Genomic DNA, 15746 nt, shown 5'->3' on the forward strand with positions numbered 1-15746 from the left:
CGGGCGCGGTACGGACCCCACAGTCCGTACCGCGCCCGGGTGTTGCCGGCTACCGGCGGAGCGGTCCTTCGCAGGTGTAGTCGGCGGTCCCGGCCTTGCCGTCGGTCCAGACGTCGACCTTGCCGAAGCTGCAGTTCATGTCGTTGAGGTTGTTCGCCCCCTCGACGCCCTTGGTGCGGGTGAGGAGGAAGTAGTCCACGGTGTCGGACATGTCCTTGAAGACCTTGTCCGGGTTCTTGGCGTCGGAGAGCCTGGCGGTGACCTTGCCGGTGCAGATGAAGCGCATCGGCTTGCTGGTCCGGTCGTGGTTGCTCTTGCAGGTGGGCGTCGCCCCGGTGGCGTCGGCGAACTCGTCCTGGACGTCGGAGGCGTCGGAGAGGTCGAGGGAGCCGTTGGCCGTGAAGGAGGTCGACGGGACGTACAGGTTGTCGACGTTCTTTATCTGCGCGTCGAGGAAGGCCGAGTACTCGCCCTGCAGGGCGGCGTCGGCGCCGACGCGGTCGCGCCAGGCGTCGAAGCCGGCCGGGTCGTCGGCGCGCTCGTAGCCGTACATCTCGCGCAGCAGCGAGGGGTGCCGCTGCCAGAGGAACTCGAAGAAGGTGCCGGCGTAGTTGTAGAAGTGGAACGCCGGGGCGTCGTCGTAACGGGCGTGCAGGAGTTGGGCGATGGTCATCCGGGGGATGCCGGCGGCCTCGTCGGCGGCGAGCTTGCGGACCAGTGACTTGCGCACCAGGATGCCCTGGTCACGGGTGGAGCCGTCGAAGAACTCGGCGGTGCCCTCGTCCATCGCGGTGGTCTTGTCGTCGGCGTACCAGCGCGTGTCGCCGAAGTAGCCCGGCACCGCCCAGCGGCCGTTGAGGTAGTGGACGTACTCGTGGCGGAACAGTTCCTCCAGGGTCAGCGTGGAGTCCTGCGGGACGCGCCGCTGGTAGGTGTAGAAGGTGGCACCGCGTTCGATGTAGATGCCGCCGTTGTTGGTGCTGTAGCCGGTGAGGATCGGGTGGTAGACCTCGTAGTCGGCGCGCGAGGCGTACAGGTGGATGTGCAGGGTGGGGTTGGCGTCCCCGGCGAGCGGCTGGTCGGTGCCGAGGACGCGGAAGTACTGGGTCTTGACCTGCTTGCTCGCGTAGTACATCTGGTCGACGGTGGCCTGGTCGAGGGCGGTGTGCACCTCGATGGCGCCGTTGTCGTAGGTGTACGTGTGCGGGAAGAGCTTCGCCTCCAGGTCGGAGATGCAGACGCCGTACTGCTTGCACACGCCGTAGGTGTTGGCCCAGCCGATGGCCTTGGCCCACGGGTCGGACCACTCGCCGAAGGCGGCCTTGGTCGCGTCGATCACCGGGCCGAGGTCGGCGACGGTGGCGTCGTGCAGGGCCGGGACCTGGCCGAAGCGCCCGTACTCGGCGACGGCGTCGCGGGCGGCCCAGGCGTTCTTGGTGCCCTTGAGGTGGCTCCAGGAGGCGTAGGCGCGGAAGGCGGCGCGGTAGTCGGCGTCGGCGGCGACGGCGGCGAGGAAGGCCGGGTCCTGGTTGTAGATGCCCAGGTAGTTGAGGTTGAGCGCCTGGAGGACGGCGTTGCCCCAGGGGCTGCTGTCGGCGAGGGTGGTGCCCGGGGCGAGCACGCCGAGGATGCGCCGGGCGAGGCCGAGGTTGTGCTGGCGCAGGCCGTCGGCTCCGGCGGTGATGGCGGTCTCGCGCAGGGTGTTCGCGGCGAGGTCGGTGCGGTCGAAGGCGTGCGCGCTGCCCGCGTACGCGGTGATCGCCTGCTGGACCGCGCCGAGGGTGGCCGGGTCGCCGAGGTTCAACTCGTGGTGGTTGAAGGCGTGGTAGGCCGTCGCGTGCAGGTACGTCAGCAGCTCGTAGAGGTGCGAGGCGCCCGTGCCGTCGTCGGTGGCGGACAGTTGGGTGATCCGGTTGGCGACCGCCTGGACGTGGGCGTTGTCCATGGTGGTGGCGAAGCGGGCGTCCCAGGTCCAGAGGACGGAGCGCAGGCAGCCGTCGGCGGTGACGGCCGGGTCGGTGAGGAAGGCGGTCAGCTGGTCGGCGGTGAGGCCGGTGAAGCCGTCGAGGGTGCAGGGCACGCCGGCGGCGGTGTGCGGCGCGGTGCCTTGCGGCGCGGTGCCTTGCGGTGCGGTGGTGGCGGGTGCGGCGGTGGGGGCCGGGGCGCCGACGTGGTCGGGCAGCAGGCCGGGTACGAGGCTGCTGCCGAGCGAGCCGCCGCCGGGGGCCGGGGCGGGGGCGGCGGGTTTGGCGGCGTCGGCGCCGAGGTGGTCGGCGTCGTCGTAGGCGGTGTGCTCGTCCGGGGTGGCCGGGGTGGTCCGGCCGGGGGTGGAGCCGGTGACGCCGGGGGTGGTGGCGGCGCCGGTCGTGCTGGTGGCTGCGGGGAGGGCCGGGGGCGTCGGGGTGAGGGCCTGGGCGCTCTGCAGGGTGGGCAGCGTGAGCGTGACGGCCATCGCGGAGGCGAGCAGGACTCGCCTGGCAACGCGGGAAGTTGACACCGATTCTCCTGGAGGGGGAAGTGGCAGGGCGGTGCGAGGCGGCAGTGCCGTGGGTTCCGGCCCGGGACTGCCGGGGGAGGGCGGGGCGGGGGTTGCGGGGTCGGGGCCGCCCCGGAGTGAGCCGTAACATAGCAATGTGAAATTGCACATGCCAAGAGGGTGAACGAGATTGACCCCGGCTCGGCCCGCCGCCGCACTCCTCCCCGCCGGGTCCTTCCGCCCCCGGCGCCGCCCCCGTTCGGCTCCGGCACCCGACCCGTCGTGCCGTGCCACCCGCGCCGACCTGCGAAGCAATGACGTTTTCTTAACGCGGGCCGATGACGAATCCTTGACGCCCGTCGCATAGCCTGTCGCACTGCCGTCGCCCGACGGCGCTTTCACGGGGTCTTCGAACAAGAGGTGTCAGGTGGTTTCGTCGGGTACGACGGGGACGGCGGCGGGAGCGTCGTCGGCGCGAATACGGGTCCGCAGCTGGCTGCTGGAGGACGTGAGCGCGGAGAAGCCCGCGCCGCGGACCGGCCCGGCCGGCGAGCCGCAGGCGCCGCACGAGGGCGCGGCGGCGGGGGAGCCCGCCGCGCACGGTGCGCACGCCGGCCAGCGCTGGTGGCGGGTGATGTGCCTGACCGGCCTGGACTACTTCTCGACGCTCGGCTACCAGCCGGGCATCGCGGCCCTCGCCGCGGGCGTGCTGTCGCCGATCGCCACCATCGTGCTCGTGGTCGTCACCCTGCTCGGAGCGCTGCCGGTCTACCGGCGGGTGGCCAAGGAGAGCCCGCACGGCGAGGGCTCGATCGCGATGCTGGAGCGACTGCTCTCGTTCTGGAAGGGCAAGCTGTTCGTCCTCGCGCTGCTCGGCTTCGCGGCCACCGACTTCCTCATCACCATCACGCTGTCCGCCGCCGACGCCAGCGCGCACCTGGTGGAGAACCCGCACCTGACCAGCGTCCTCGGCGGCAAGCAGGTGCTGATCACGCTGGTCCTGGTGGCGCTGCTCGGCGCGGTCTTCCTCAAGGGCTTCAGCGAGGCCATCGGCCTGGCGGTGGCCCTGGTCGGGGTGTACCTGGCGCTGAACGTGGTCGTGGTGGCCGTCGGCCTCTGGAAGATCATCGAGGCGCCGCACGTGGTCACGGACTGGACGGACGCGCTGACCGCCCAGCACGGCAACCCGGTCATCATGGTCGGCGTGGCCCTGGTGACCTTCCCGAAGCTGGCCCTCGGCCTCTCCGGCTTCGAGACCGGCGTGGCCGTGATGCCGCACATCGAGGGCGCCCCCGGCGACACCGAGGACAAGCCCGCCGGCCGGATCCGGGGCGCCCGCAAGCTGCTCACCACGTCCGCCGTGATCATGAGCTGCTTCCTGATCGCCACCAGCTTCATCACCACGCTGCTCATCCCGGCCGACGCCTTCGAGAAGGGCGGCGAGGCGAACGGCCGCGCCCTGGCCTTCCTGGCGCACGAGTACCTGGGCGGCGCCTTCGGCAGCGTCTACGACCTCTCGACCATCGCGATCCTCTGGTTCGCGGGCGCCTCCGCGATGGCGGGCATGCTCAACCTGTTGCCCCGCTACCTGCCCCGCTACGGCATGGCCCCGCACTGGGCCCGCGCGGTGCGGCCGATGGTGATCGTGCTGACCCTGATCGGCTTCCTGGTGACCTGGATCTTCGACGCCAACGTCGACGCCCAGGGCGGCGCGTACGCCACCGGCGTGCTGGTGCTGATCAGCTCGGCGGCCATCGCGGTGACCATCGCCGCGTACCGCAAGCGCGAGCGGGGCTGGACCGTCGCCTTCGCGGCGATCTCCGCGATCTTCCTCTATACCACCGTGCTGAACTGCATGGAGCGGCCGGACGGTCTGAAGATCGGCGCCTGCTTCATCGCGGGCATCATCCTGGTCTCGCTGCTCTCCCGACTGCGACGCGCGTTCGAGCTGCGCGTCACGAACGTCGAGCTGGACGATGTGGCGGAACGTTTCATCCGCGACTACGCGCACCGCCCGCTGCGGCTGATCGCCAACGAGCCGAGCCGCCGCGACAACGCCGAGTACCGCGACAAGATCCGTCAGATCCGCGCCGACAACGACATCCCCGGCGAGGACGACCTGGTCTTCGTCGAGGTGACCGTCCGCGACGCCTCCGACTTCGAGGCCGAGCTGACCGTGCGCGGCGAGGTGCTGCACGGGCGCTACCGGGTGCTCACCCTGGAGAGCTCCAGCATCCCCAACGCGATCGCCGCGCTGGCGCTCACCGTCCGGGACCGCACCGGGCAGCGGCCGCACCTGTACTTCGAGTGGACCGAGGGCAGCCCCTTCGCCCAGTTCCTGCGGTTCTTCCTGTTCGGACAGGGCGAGGTCGCGCCCGTCACCCGTGAGGTGCTGCGCGAGGCCGAGCCGGACCGCAGCCGCCGCCCGCGCGTCCACGTCGGCTGACCGCCGCCCGCAGGGCCCGGCCCGTCCGCTCCCGGTGAGCGGACGGGCCGCCGTCGTTCCGGGGACGCCGCGAGACCGCGGGCACGACGCCGCCCACGCCCGGGACGGGTGGGCGTGGGCGGCGGGTCAGGGGAGCAGGGTCAGGGGAACGGTCAGGACGGGAGGGTCAGGACCGTGCCGGGCAGGATGAGGTCCGGGTCCTCGCCGATGGTGAAGCGGTTGAGGTTGTAGAGGGCGGTCCAGCCGCCGGGGACCCGGAGGTGCTCGGCGATGTCGGTGAGGGTGTCGCCCTCGCGGACGGTCCAGGTGCCGTCCGCGGAGTGGGCGGCGGCCGTGTCGTGCTTCTTGGCCGTCGCCTTGGGCGGCACGGCGGTTCCCCGGTCGTGGCCCCGGTCGTGGCCCCGGTCCTGGGCCCGGTCGTGGGCCCGGTCGTGGCCGCGGCCGGCACGGGTGCCGCAGACGGGCCACGGCGAGAGGCCGCGGCGGTCGGCGAGGTGCTGGGCGACGGCGATCTGCTGGTCGCGGGTGGCGAGGTCGGGGCGCGGGGCGTAGGCGAGGCCGCCGTTCTCGCGCCAGGTGGGCTGGTCGAACTGGAGCCCGCCGTAGTAGCCGTTGCCGGTGTTGACGCGCCAGTTGCCGCTGCTCTCGCAGGCCGCCACGCCGTCCCAGTCGTACCGGCCGCCGTCCACGTTTCCGGGGTCGGATCCGGTGCCGCGGCCCGGGGGAGCGGCGTGGGCCGCCGGGGCGGCGGAGAGGGCCACGGTCAGGGCACAGAGTGCGGTGGGGACGAGGTGGCGGAGGGGGGCGGTGGAAGGCATGGGCGGCTCTCAGGTCCGGGGACAGGGCACGCACCGTCCGAAGGCGGCGCCCTTCCACCGACGCACGACCGACGGGGCGTTCCGCCGCCGACACGTCCGGGAGGTCACCCGCACGGCGGTCCCGGACCACTCCGCCGGACCGCGGCCGATCGGCCGCGGGGCCCGTGCCGCGCATCCCGGCCGGGCCCGTGCCGCGCCCCGGCCGCCGTCCGGGAACCGTAAGGCCGATCGAGGGTGCCGCGTCGAACGGGCGGCCTACAGTGGCCGGGACGTTCTCCGAGGAAGGGTACGAACGATGACGAGCGATCAGGACGCGGTCCGCGCCGAGCTGGGTGTGATCGGCGGCTCCGGGCTCTACGCGCTGCTGGACGACGTGACCGAGGTCCGCGTCGACACCCCCTACGGGCCGCCGAGCGACGCGCTGTTCCTGGGCGAGGTGGCCGGCCGCCGCGTCGCCTTCCTGCCCCGGCACGGGCGCGGCCACGCACTGCCGCCGCACCGGATCGACTACCGCGCCAACCTCTGGGCGCTGCACTCCCTGGGCGTGCGCCAGGTGCTCGGGCCGTGCGCGGTCGGCGGGCTGCGCCCGGAGTACGGGCCCGGGACGCTGCTGGTGCCGGACCAGTTCGTCGACCGCACCTCCGGCCGGGTGCAGACCTACTACGACGGCCTGCCGCTGCCGGGCGGGGCCGTCCCAGAGGTGGTGCACGTGTCGATGGCCGACCCGTACTGCCCGGCCGGGCGGCGGGCCGCCCTGGACGCGGCCCGCGACGCGGCCTGGGAGCCGGTGGACGGCGGCACCCTCGTGGTGATCGAGGGGCCGCGCTTCTCCACCCGCGCGGAGTCCCGCTGGTTCGCCGCCAACGGCTGGTCGGTGGTCGGCATGACCGGCCACCCGGAGGCGGTGCTGGCGCGCGAACTGGGCCTCTGCTACACCTCGTTGGCGCTGGTCACCGACCTGGACGCGGGAGCGGGGAGCGGCGAGGGGGTCACCCACGCGGAGGTGCTGGCGGCGTTCGCCGGAAACGTCGACCGGCTGCGCACCGTCCTGTTCAAGGCGCTGGAGAGCCTGCCCGCCGACCGGGACTGCGTGTGCTCGCACGCCCTGGACGGGCTCACGACGGGTCTGCCGGGCGTTCCCGGCGCCTGAGCCTGGCGCGCCCCAACCTGGCGCTCCTGAGCCGGGGGCCCCGGCTCTGCGCGCCGCGGTGCCGCCGGTGCCGGCGCCACCACCGGGCGAGCGCGAGCAACAGCGCGAGCCCGGCGGTGGCCGCCAGCACCAGCAGCCAGTTGCGCAGGTACGGGAGCGGCAGGACGGACGGGTTGCCGTGGTCCTCGCCGCCCCGCAGGACGGCCGGCAGCCCGACGGCGCTCACCGCCGCCGCGACGACGAGCCAGCCGCGCAGCACCGGCCCGCGCGCGAGGTGTGCGCCGACGAGGCAGACCAGTGGCGCCCACAGCCCGTCGTGCAGCAGCGCCGCGCCCAGCGCCCAGACCAGGACGCCGAACGGGTCGGTGACGTAGGAGTCGGTGAGCAGGCCGGACAGGCCGTAAGCGGTCAGGGCGAGCCCGCCGAGCAGCAGGGCCGCGCGCAGCCACCGGGCCGTCGGGCCGGGCATCAGACCACCTCCAGGCGGGCGACCCACTTGGTCTGCAGCACGCCCGGCCGGTTCGGGGCGATGATCCGCGCGGGAAAGCCGTGGTCCGCCGTCAGCACCTCGCCGTTGACCTTCAGGGCGAGCAGGGTGAGCGGGTCGGCGGCGTACTCGGCGGGCATCTGCGTCACCCGGTAGGGCCCGTCCGCCTCCAGCGAGGTGATCCGCAGCCCGGAGCCGCCCGGGGCGCCCGCCCGCTCCAGCAGATCGGCGATCCGGACACCCGTCCAGCGGGCGCTCGCGCTCCAGCCCTCGACGCAGGCGATCGGCAACTCGACCTCGTACTGCGGGAGTCGGGCGAGTTCGGCGAGGGAGAGCCGGTACGGGCGGGGGCCGACCACGTGGAGCTGCCAGCCGTCCGGCACGGTGACCGTCCCGGCCTGGGCGGCGGTGCGGTTCACCGGCAGGCCCTGCGGGCCGATGTCCGGGCGCCGCGGGGCGAGCACGTCCAGTCCGCTGAGGAACGGGACGGTCTGCCCGGCGGTCGTCACGGTGACGGCGCCGACGGCGGCCGCCACGGCGGTGAGGAAGGCCCGGCGCTGCGGCAGCCCGGCGGCCGGGCGGCGCCAGTGCCGCGCGATCAGCGTGCCCTTCGCCGCGACGTGGATCAGCAGGCCGCCGGTGGCGAGCCAGCCGAGCCAGAAGTGGGTCTGGCGGAAGGGGAAGGGCCACGGGTACCACTGCAGCGTGTTGAGCAGCCCGGTGAACAGCTCCAGCAGCATCGCGGCGACGAGGACGAGGATCCCGAGCCGCTCCAGCGCGTGCACCGCACCGCGCACCGGCGGCCACTCGAACAGGCGGGGGTAGACCGTCCACAGTTTCGCGCCGAGAAGCGGGACGGCGGCGAGGCCACTGATCACGTGCAGCCCCTGGGTCACCCGGTAGCCGTTCACCGGGCGGCTCGGCAGGTGGGGCGTCAGCCAGGCCGGGGGGTCCTGCAGGGCGTGGCTGATCAGCCCGGTCAGGAAGCAGAGCAGCAGCGCGGCGCCCAGCAGGCGGCCGAGCACCACCGCGGTGCGCGGCTCGTGCAGCGGCGAGCGGAAGGCGGGCAGCGGTGGCGGGAGGGGTTTCGGGGTCACGGGCTCCATGGAACCGTCGGTCCGCCGGTTCGCGGCGCCGCGACGTGCTTACGGAATCCGAACGGTGGCCCGCCGCTGCGGCCGGGGCGCCGCCGCCGCTGGGAGGGTGGGCGCATGCCCACTCGTGCTCTGCTCGCGCTCGCCGCCCTGGTCGGGGCGCTCGTACTCACCGTCACCGGGGGCGGCACGCTCGCCCACCGGGCGCCGCTGTACGCCTGGTACACGGTCGACGCGGTGCTGTTCGCGCTCGCGCTCGCGGCGCTTCGGCGGGTGCCGCGCCGTCAGGTGGCGCCGCTGGTGCTGGCCGGCAGCGTCGCGGTGGCCGCCGTCGGGCTGCTCGCGCCGCCGCGCACCAGCGACGACGCGTACCGCTACGTCTGGGACGGCCGCGTCCAGGCCGCGGGGATCTCGCCGTACGCGCACACCCCGGACGACCCGGCGCTCGTCGGGCTGCGGGATCCGGGGCTGTGGCCCGTGGGCGGGGCCTGCGAAGGCTGGGACGTGCGGCGGACGGCCGCCGGGGACTGCACGCGGATCAACCGCCCGGCGGTGCACACCATCTACCCGCCGGTCGCGCAGGCCTGGTTCCTGGTGGTGCACCCGTTCGGCGGCGGGGTGCGCGGCGTGCAGGCGGCCGGCGCACTGCTCGCCGTGGCGACGACGGGCGCGCTGCTGGTGGTCGGGCGGGGGAGCCGGCGGGCGGCGCTGTGGGGGTGGTGCCCGGGGGTGACGGTCTGGTCCGCCAACGACGCGCACGTGGACACCCTGGGCGCGCTGCTGCTGGTCGTCGCCCTCGGCTGCCTCGCGCGCCGCAGGCTCACGGCCGCCGGGCTGCTGCTGGGCGCGGCCGTGGCGGTCAAGCTGATCCCGGGCCTGGCCCTGCCCGGAGCGCTCCCCCGACGACCGGCCCGCGAGCGCCTCGTCCTGCTGGGCTCGGCGCTCGGCGCGTCTGCCCTGGCCTACCTGCCGTACCTCGCCGCCTCGGGCACCGGGGTGCTCGGCTACCTGCCCGGCTACCTGAAGGAGGAGGGCTACGAGCAGGGCCGGCTCGACCGCTTCGGGCTCCTGGCCCTGGTGCTCCCGGACGGGCTGCTGCCTTGGGCCGCCGGGGCGGTGCTGGCCGCCGTGTGCCTGTGGGTGCTCCGGCGCGGCAGCCCGGACCGGCCCTGGGACGGCGCCCTGCTGGTCACCGGCACGGCGCTGCTCGTCGTCGAGCCGGCCTACCCGTGGTACGGCCTGCTGGTGGTGGCCCTGGTCGCGCTCGACGGGCGCTGGGAGTGGCTCGCCGTCCCGGCCGCCGGGCAGTACCTCTACCTCACCGGCGGCATGGGGGCCCAACAGCTCGGCTACGGCGTCGCGTCGGTGTGCGTCGTGGCGGGCGCGGCGCTGCGCGGCCGGGCAGGACGCCGGACCAGGGCCGCGGCCGCGATGCCGCCGAGCGGGTCGCCGAGCGGGCCGGCAGCCGGACCGGCGAGCGGGCCCCGGCCGGCGGACCGGGCCGTCGGCGGGGATCCGGCAGAGGCCCGGCAGAGATGACGAAAGCCTGACGGATCGGCCCCGGCCGTCGTCAGGCGCCGGATCACCTGGTCCAATCGTCGCGTGGACAGAGCGGACGGCGCGGACGGCGCGAACGGCGTGGAGAGCGCGGACAGCGCGGGCGGAACGGGCGGTGACCCCCGGGGCACCCCGGTGGGGCGGCGGGTGGTGCTCGGGCTGCTCGGCCTCGGAGCCCTCGGGGTGGCGGCCGGCCCGTACCTGCAGCGCGTGCAGTCGAACCTCGCCGAGCGGGATCCCAGCGGGCTGACCGGACTGCTGCCCGGCAACAACGGCTTCCGCTACTACTCGGTGGTCTCCTCCGTGCCCGAGCGGGACGCCCGGACCTACACCCTCACCGTGGACGGCCTGGTGGACCGGCCGGCGACGCACCGGCTGCCGGACCTCCAGGCGATGCCCCAGCGCCGCCTGGTCAAGGACGTCCAGTGCGTGACCGGCTGGCGGGTGCCGGACACCCCGTTCGAGGGCGTGCCCCTCGCCCACCTGCTGGACGAGGCCGGCGTGCGGCCCGGCGCCACCGCCGTCAGGTTCAGCTGCTTCGACGGCGCGTACACCGAGAGCCTCACCCTGGAGCAGGCCCGGCGGGACGACGTCCTGGTCGCGCTGCGGATGCAGGACGGCCCGATCTCGCACACCCACGGCGGGCCGGTGCGGCTCTACGTCTCCCCGATGTACTTCTACAAGTCCGCCAAGTGGCTCTCCGGGATCACCGTCACCGACGCGGTCGAGCCGGGCTACTGGGAGAACAACGGCTACGACGTCGACGCCTGGGTCGGCCGATCGAACGGGCGGGACGATGCGCCGACGAACTGAACTCCTGCTCCGCTTCACCCGCGCCGAGCGCTGGGTGCACCGCACGACGGCCGTGCTGACGGGCGTCTGCCTGGCCACGGCCGCCTGCCTCTACCTCGCGCCGCTCGCCGAACTCGTCGGCGACCGGCGCCTGGTGGTGACCGCGCACGTGTGGTGCGGACTGGCCCTGCCGGTGCCGCTGCTGCTCGGCCTCGCCTCCCGGGCGCTGCGCGCCGACGCCGCCCGGCTGAGCCGCTTCACCCCGGCCGACCGGGAGTGGCTGCGCGCGGTGCGGCGGCGTTCCCCGCACCGCCCGGCGGGCAAGTTCAACGCCGGGCAGAAGCTGTACGCGCAGTGGACGCTCGGCACGATGCTGGTGATCCTCGGCACCGGCCTGCTGATGTGGCTCACCCACCTCGCCCCGGCGGCCTGGCGCACCGGCGCGACCTTCGTGCACGACTGGCTGGCCGCGGCCATCGCCGTCGTGGTCGCCGGGCACGTGCGGATGGCCTGGCAGGACGCGGAGGCGCGGCTCGGGATGCGCACCGGGCTGGTCGAGCGCCGCTGGGCCGAACGCGAGCACCCGCAGTGGCGGCCCGCGGACGGGGAGTAGGAGCCGGGACGGACGTCTTGTCGCAGCTCGGGGCATCTGGCAGGCTCGGCCCCGACGCCACGAAGGGTGCCGCCGGGGCACCCCGACGGAGGGGCCGAGAGGCGGTTGGGCGACAGCCGCACGCGTGGTGCACGACCGGCACCCTGCAAGACCCCCTGGACCCCGGCACCAGCTCACCCCGCGCGTCGCAGCGCGAGGAACCGCCGGCCGTGGGACGTCCAGCGTTCCGCCTCGACCAGGCCCGCGGCGGCCCGGGCCCGGCGCAGCGTGGCGGCCGCGCCGAGCCGCGCCCACGGGAACGGCGGGCCGAGCCGCCCGTCCGGGCCCTGCACCCGGACGGTGCTGCGCTCGTCCACCTCGGCCGGCTCCACCTCGACGAGCAACCGGCCGTCCGGCGCGATGAGTTCGGCGCCCCGCCGGAGCAGGGCGTCCGGGTCGCCGCCGATGCCCAGGTTGCCGTCGGCCAGCAGCGCGGCGCCCCAGCGGCCCTCGGCGGGCAGCCGGTCGAAGACGGATCGGCAGAGCGCCGGGCCGCCGAGGCCGACGGTGCGGGTGACGGCCGCCCTGGTGATGTCCACCCCGAGGGCCGGGACGCCGAGCGAGAGCAGCGCGGCCACCAGCCGCCCCGGCCCGCACCCGAGGTCGAGGACGGGTGCGGCCGCGCGGGTGCAGCGCAGCAGCAGGCTGTGGTCGGCGCCGGCGGCCGGGGCGCACCAGCGTTCGATGTCCAGGCGGAGCCGCCGGCCGTCCTCGCGGCGCAGCCACAGGGGCCCCCGGCCGGTGCGGACGGCCTCGGCGAACGGGTCGTCCACCCAGGGCGCGGTCGTCGTCACCGTGCCACTCCGGGGGCGAGGCCGACCTCGCCCAGTCGCGCGGCGAAGCGGCTGCGCGGGGCTTCGGCGGCGACCAGGAGGGCGTCCTCCACGGTGTCCACGTCGGTCAGTTCGGGGAGCTGATGGGTCGTCAGCCCGGCTCGGGTGAGGCGCTGGAGGAGGGCCGATCCGGTCCGGGGCGTGGACATCGGCACGCCGTGCAACAGGCGCTCGGCCAGCTGCGCCGTCGGCCGGGCGAGGCCCAGCGCCCAGAAGCCGCCGTCCGCCGCCGGCCCGTACCAGGCGTCCACGCCCGCGCGTCGGGCGGCCGACAGCGGCTCGGCCAGCGCGGCGGCGCTCAGCTGCGGGGTGTCCATCCCGACCAGCAGCGCGGGCGCCCCGGGGGCCAGCCGGGCGGCGTGCGCGAAGGCGGCGGCCAGGCGCTCGTCCAGCCCGCCGCCGGACTGCGGCAGGACCTCCCAGCCGGCGGGCAGCCACCGGCCCGGTTCGCCGTCCAGCACCAGCAGCCGCCGCCCGGCGGGCATCGCGCCCAGGGTGCGCAGGGTGTCGGTGAGCGCGGCCTCGGCCAGCGCCGCGGCCTGCTCGGGGGTGCAGGGCGGGGTGAGCCGCGTCTTCACCCGGCCCGGGACGGGCGCCTTGGCGATCACCAGGAGGGTCGGCGGGGGCGCGGCCAGGACGGCACGCATGTCGCGGACCGCCTGGCGGGTGCCGCGAAGGGTGCCGGTCACCTTGGACCGACCGGTGCGCGGCAGGTAGTCGACGGGCGTCTCGGCGATCCGCAGCCCGGCCGCCGACGCCGCGAGCACCATCTCCAGCGGGTAGCCGGAGCGCCGGTCGCCGAGGCCGAGGGCCAGCAGCCGGTCCCGGCGGGCGGCGCGCATCGGCCCGAGGTCGTGCAGCGGCGCACCGGTGCGCGCGCGCAGCCGCCGCGCCAGGGCGGCGTTGGCGAGGCGGGCGTGCAGCGGCCAGGCGCCCGGCCCGGCCGGCCGGCGGCGGCCCAGGACGAGGTCGGCGGCGCCGGCCAGCACCGGGCCCGTCACCCGGGGGAGTTGGGCGGGATCGAGTGAGCCGTCGCAGTCCAGGAAGCAGACCAGGTCGGCGGTGGCGGCGCGCAGCCCGGCGTGGCAGGCGGCGCCGAAGCCGCGCCGGGGCTCCTCGACCACCGTCGCGCCGAGGGAGCGGGCGAGCTCGGCGGAGCCGTCCCGCGAGCCGTTGTCGACGACGACCGCCCGCCAGCCCGCCGGGATCCGCCCCAGCACCCAGGGCAGCGCGGCGGCCTCGTCGAGGCAGGGCAGCACGACGTCGACGGTCGGAGAGGAGGAGGTGGGTGAGGTCACGCGGGCCACGTTAGGTGCGCCGGGGCGGGGTGCGGCCGTACCGGCGCCTTACGGAAGTCGGACGTCGCGGCGACTGACCCGTCCGGCGGAGCCCGGGGGGCGGCGGGCGGATCCCGGCGGGTCCGGGCCGGGTGGCGGCGGGGCCCGGGGGCGGCCGCGGATCTTACGGAACGCGGACGCCGACCGGCGGAGGACGCGGCGGGCGCTCCGGCCTCCTATCCTCGGCGGGGTGAACGACACCCCGTACATCCTGGTGATCGACGACGACCCCACGGTCGCCGAGGTCGTCGCCGGGTACCTCACCCGCGCCGGGTGCCGCGTGGACCGCGCCGCCGACGGTGCGCAGGGCCTCGCCCTCGCCGAGCGCATTCGGCCGGACCTGCTGGTGCTGGACCTCATGCTGCCGGGCCTCGACGGCCTGGAGGTGCTGCGTCGGCTGCGCGCCTCCGCCGCCGGTGCCGGGCTGCCGGTGGTCCTGCTCACCGCCAAGGGCGACGAGGCGGACCGCATCCTCGGCCTGGAGCTCGGCGCGGACGACTACGTGACCAAGCCGTTCAGCCCCCGCGAGCTGGTGCTGCGGGTGCAGTCGGTGCTGCGGCGCGCGCGAGCCGGGGCCGGGCCCGGACCGGCGGAGGGCGGGGACGGCGACGGCGGGGGTGGCGGGGAGATCCGCTCGGGGGACGTCACGCTCGACCCCAGGGCCCGGCGCGCTCATCGCCGCGGTGGCGAACTCGCCCTGACGCTGCGTGAGTTCGACCTCCTGGCGTTCCTGGTCCGGCACCCCGGCACGGTGTTCTCCCGCCAGGACCTGATGCGCCGGGTCTGGGGCTGGGACTTCGGCGACCTCTCGACGGTCACCGTCCACGTCCGCCGGCTGCGCGAGAAGATCGAGGACGACCCGGCCGCGCCGGCCCTGATCAGCACCGTCTGGGGCGTCGGCTACCGCTACGACCCGGCCGGCGGCGCGCAGGGCGGTGCGGAGTGAAGGACCTGCTGCTGATCGCCCTGTTCGCCGCGCTCGGCGCGGGCGGGGCCGGCCTGCCCGGCTGGGCGGCGATCCGGCTGCTGCGCCGCCGCTCGGTGGCGTGGTCGCTGTTCTGCGTGGCCGTGGTGACGGTGCTCGCGGTGACCTCCGGCACCTTCGCCGTCGCCCAGGCGATGTTCCTGTCCACCCACGACCTCGGCGTGGTCATCACCGTGCTCGGCATGGCCGCCGTCGTCTCGCTGCTGACCGCCGCGCTGCTCGGCCGCCAGGTGGTGGCCGGCAGCCGGGCGCTCACGGTGGCCGCCCGCACGGTCGGCAGCGATGCCGGGTTCACCGCGCCCGACCGTCCACTGGGCGCCGAACTGGCCGCACTGAGCGCCGAGTTGGCCGCCACCAGCGCCCGGCTGGCGGAGTCCCGGGCGCGCGAGAAGACGCTGGAGCACTCCCGCCGGGAGCTGATCGCCTGGATCTCCCACGACCTGCGCACCCCGCTGGCCGGGCTCCGGGCGATGGCCGAGGCACTGGAGGACGGCGTCGCCGAGGAACCCGAGCGGTACCTGGTGCGGATCCGGACGGAGGTCGAGCGGCTCACCGGGATGGTGGACGACCTGTTCGAACTCTCCCGCATCCAGGCCGGAGCGCTCTCCCTCTCGCTCACCCGGGTCTCCGTCTACGACCTGGTGGACGACGCGCTGGCCGGGGCGTACCCGCTGGCCCGGCGCCGGGGCGTCCGGCTGGAGGGGCGGCAGGTGGCGGCCGAGCCGGTCGAGGTGGACAGCCGGGAGATCACCCGGGTCCTCGGGAACCTGCTGGTCAACGCGATCCGCTCGACTCCCGAGGACGGCGTGGTGGCGGTCGCCGCCCGGCGGGAGGCCGACGAGGTGGTCCTGTCGGTGACCGACGGCTGCGGCGGCATCCCCGAACAGGACCTCCCCCGGGTGTTCGAGACGGGTTGGCGCGGCGGAGCCGCCCGGACACCCCGCCGCGACGACGGCCGGGCGGCGGGCGAGCCCGGGGACAGCGGCGCCGGGCTCGGACTCGCCATCGTGCGCGGCATCGTCGAGGCGCACGCCGGACGGGCCCGGGTGCACAACGTCGCCGGGGGCTGCTGCTTCGAGATCGCCCTGCCGGCGCCGCGGGGAAGCTCCTAGACCCGCG

General features: G+C 75.3%; 13 protein-coding genes and 1 pseudogene. 7 read left to right on the forward strand and 7 right to left on the reverse strand.

Annotation, left to right across the window (positions count from 1 at the left end):
• Positions 1–49: 49 nt before the first annotated feature.
• Entirely contained in the window at positions 50–2497 is a 2448-nt protein-coding gene (locus tag IF30_RS0130380) for a collagenase (RefSeq protein ID WP_030244431.1), read from the reverse strand.
• 487 nt (positions 2498–2984) lie between these two features.
• On the opposite strand from IF30_RS0130380, the gene IF30_RS0130385 reads away from it, so the two are divergent.
• Positions 2985–4922 (forward strand): amino acid transporter, encoded by a 1938-nt coding sequence (locus IF30_RS0130385; protein WP_420791167.1) that lies wholly within the window; start codon positions 2985–2987, stop codon positions 4920–4922.
• 152 nt (positions 4923–5074) lie between these two features.
• Here the strand turns inward: IF30_RS0130385 and IF30_RS50650 are convergent, their stop codons facing one another.
• Positions 5075–5740 (reverse strand): transglycosylase family protein, encoded by a 666-nt coding sequence (locus tag IF30_RS50650; RefSeq protein ID WP_030244435.1) that lies wholly within the window; start codon positions 5738–5740, stop codon positions 5075–5077.
• Positions 5741–6035: 295 nt separating this feature from the next.
• Here IF30_RS50650 and IF30_RS0130395 point away from each other — a divergent pair, with 295 nt between their 5' ends.
• The gene (locus tag IF30_RS0130395) at positions 6036–6890 is read left to right on the forward strand and encodes an S-methyl-5'-thioadenosine phosphorylase (protein ID WP_030244436.1); all 855 of its coding nucleotides are present in this window, start codon (positions 6036–6038) and stop codon (positions 6888–6890) included.
• Here IF30_RS0130395 and IF30_RS42215 read toward each other — a convergent pair.
• Positions 6856–7359, reverse strand: a complete 504-nt coding sequence (locus tag IF30_RS42215; protein ID WP_063752847.1) for a hypothetical protein — start codon at positions 7357–7359, stop codon at positions 6856–6858. The genes IF30_RS0130395 and IF30_RS42215 overlap by 35 nt on opposite strands.
• The gene (locus IF30_RS0130405; protein WP_030244439.1) at positions 7359–8483 is read right to left on the reverse strand and encodes a molybdopterin-dependent oxidoreductase; all 1125 of its coding nucleotides are present in this window, start codon (positions 8481–8483) and stop codon (positions 7359–7361) included. Before IF30_RS0130405 ends, IF30_RS42215 begins: the two co-directional genes overlap by 1 nt.
• Positions 8484–8588: 105 nt before the next feature.
• Between IF30_RS0130405 and IF30_RS0130410 the strand changes: the two genes are divergently transcribed.
• The 3 genes from IF30_RS0130410 to IF30_RS0130420 all read left to right on the forward strand — a co-directional run bounded on the left by IF30_RS0130410 (position 8589) and on the right by IF30_RS0130420 (position 11433).
• On the forward strand, positions 8589–10010 hold the full coding sequence (locus IF30_RS0130410) for a glycosyltransferase family 87 protein (protein WP_051711558.1): 1422 nt from the start codon (positions 8589–8591) through the stop codon (positions 10008–10010).
• A 99-nt stretch (positions 10011–10109) separates the two neighbouring features.
• On the forward strand, positions 10110–10841 hold the full coding sequence (locus IF30_RS0130415) for a molybdopterin-dependent oxidoreductase (protein ID WP_030244443.1): 732 nt from the start codon (positions 10110–10112) through the stop codon (positions 10839–10841).
• On the forward strand, positions 10825–11433 hold the full coding sequence (locus tag IF30_RS0130420) for a cytochrome b/b6 domain-containing protein (protein WP_030244445.1): 609 nt from the start codon (positions 10825–10827) through the stop codon (positions 11431–11433). The genes IF30_RS0130415 and IF30_RS0130420 overlap by 17 nt, the downstream gene beginning before the upstream one ends.
• Positions 11434–11606: 173 nt before the next feature.
• Here the strand turns inward: IF30_RS0130420 and IF30_RS0130425 are convergent, their stop codons facing one another.
• The 3 genes and pseudogenes from IF30_RS0130425 to IF30_RS49790 form a co-directional block, all read right to left on the reverse strand.
• Positions 11607–12266: a class I SAM-dependent methyltransferase gene (locus IF30_RS0130425; protein ID WP_078891838.1), complete on the reverse strand. Its 660-nt coding sequence runs from the start codon at positions 12264–12266 to the stop codon at positions 11607–11609.
• Positions 12263–12790 (reverse strand): DUF2064 domain-containing protein, encoded by a 528-nt coding sequence (locus IF30_RS49785; RefSeq protein ID WP_234322903.1) that lies wholly within the window; start codon positions 12788–12790, stop codon positions 12263–12265. Before IF30_RS49785 ends, IF30_RS0130425 begins: the two co-directional genes overlap by 4 nt.
• A 102-nt stretch (positions 12791–12892) precedes the next feature.
• Positions 12893–13603: pseudogene (locus tag IF30_RS49790) on the reverse strand (glycosyltransferase family 2 protein); the annotation flags it as partial.
• Positions 13604–13832: 229 nt separating this feature from the next.
• Here IF30_RS49790 and IF30_RS0130435 point away from each other — a divergent pair.
• A complete protein-coding gene (locus IF30_RS0130435) occupies positions 13833–14588 on the forward strand; it encodes a response regulator transcription factor (protein ID WP_234322900.1) in 756 nt (251 codons plus the stop codon).
• On the forward strand, positions 14585–15739 hold the full coding sequence (locus tag IF30_RS0130440) for a sensor histidine kinase (protein WP_030244449.1): 1155 nt from the start codon (positions 14585–14587) through the stop codon (positions 15737–15739). The genes IF30_RS0130435 and IF30_RS0130440 overlap by 4 nt, the downstream gene beginning before the upstream one ends.
• Positions 15740–15746: the final 7 nt, after the last annotated feature.

It is taken from the genome of Streptomyces sp. NRRL S-350, assembly GCF_000719705.1.
GTDB lineage: Bacteria > Actinomycetota > Actinomycetes > Streptomycetales > Streptomycetaceae > Kitasatospora.

Excerpts from the sequence above, each read along its gene's own strand:
- IF30_RS50650 (WP_030244435.1), bottom strand. The coding sequence starts at position 5,740 with ATGCCTTCCACCGCCCCCCTCCGCCACCTCGTCCCCACCGCACTCTGT.
- IF30_RS0130395 (WP_030244436.1), top strand. The coding sequence starts at position 6,036 with ATGACGAGCGATCAGGACGCGGTCCGCGCCGAGCTGGGTGTGATCGGC.
- IF30_RS42215 (WP_063752847.1), bottom strand. The coding sequence starts at position 7,359 with ATGCCCGGCCCGACGGCCCGGTGGCTGCGCGCGGCCCTGCTGCTCGGC.
- IF30_RS0130405 (WP_030244439.1), bottom strand. The coding sequence starts at position 8,483 with ATGGAGCCCGTGACCCCGAAACCCCTCCCGCCACCGCTGCCCGCCTTC.
- IF30_RS0130410 (WP_051711558.1), top strand. The coding sequence starts at position 8,589 with ATGCCCACTCGTGCTCTGCTCGCGCTCGCCGCCCTGGTCGGGGCGCTC.
- IF30_RS0130420 (WP_030244445.1), top strand. The coding sequence starts at position 10,825 with ATGCGCCGACGAACTGAACTCCTGCTCCGCTTCACCCGCGCCGAGCGC.
- IF30_RS49785 (WP_234322903.1), bottom strand. The coding sequence starts at position 12,790 with ATGCCCGCCGGGCGGCGGCTGCTGGTGCTGGACGGCGAACCGGGCCGG.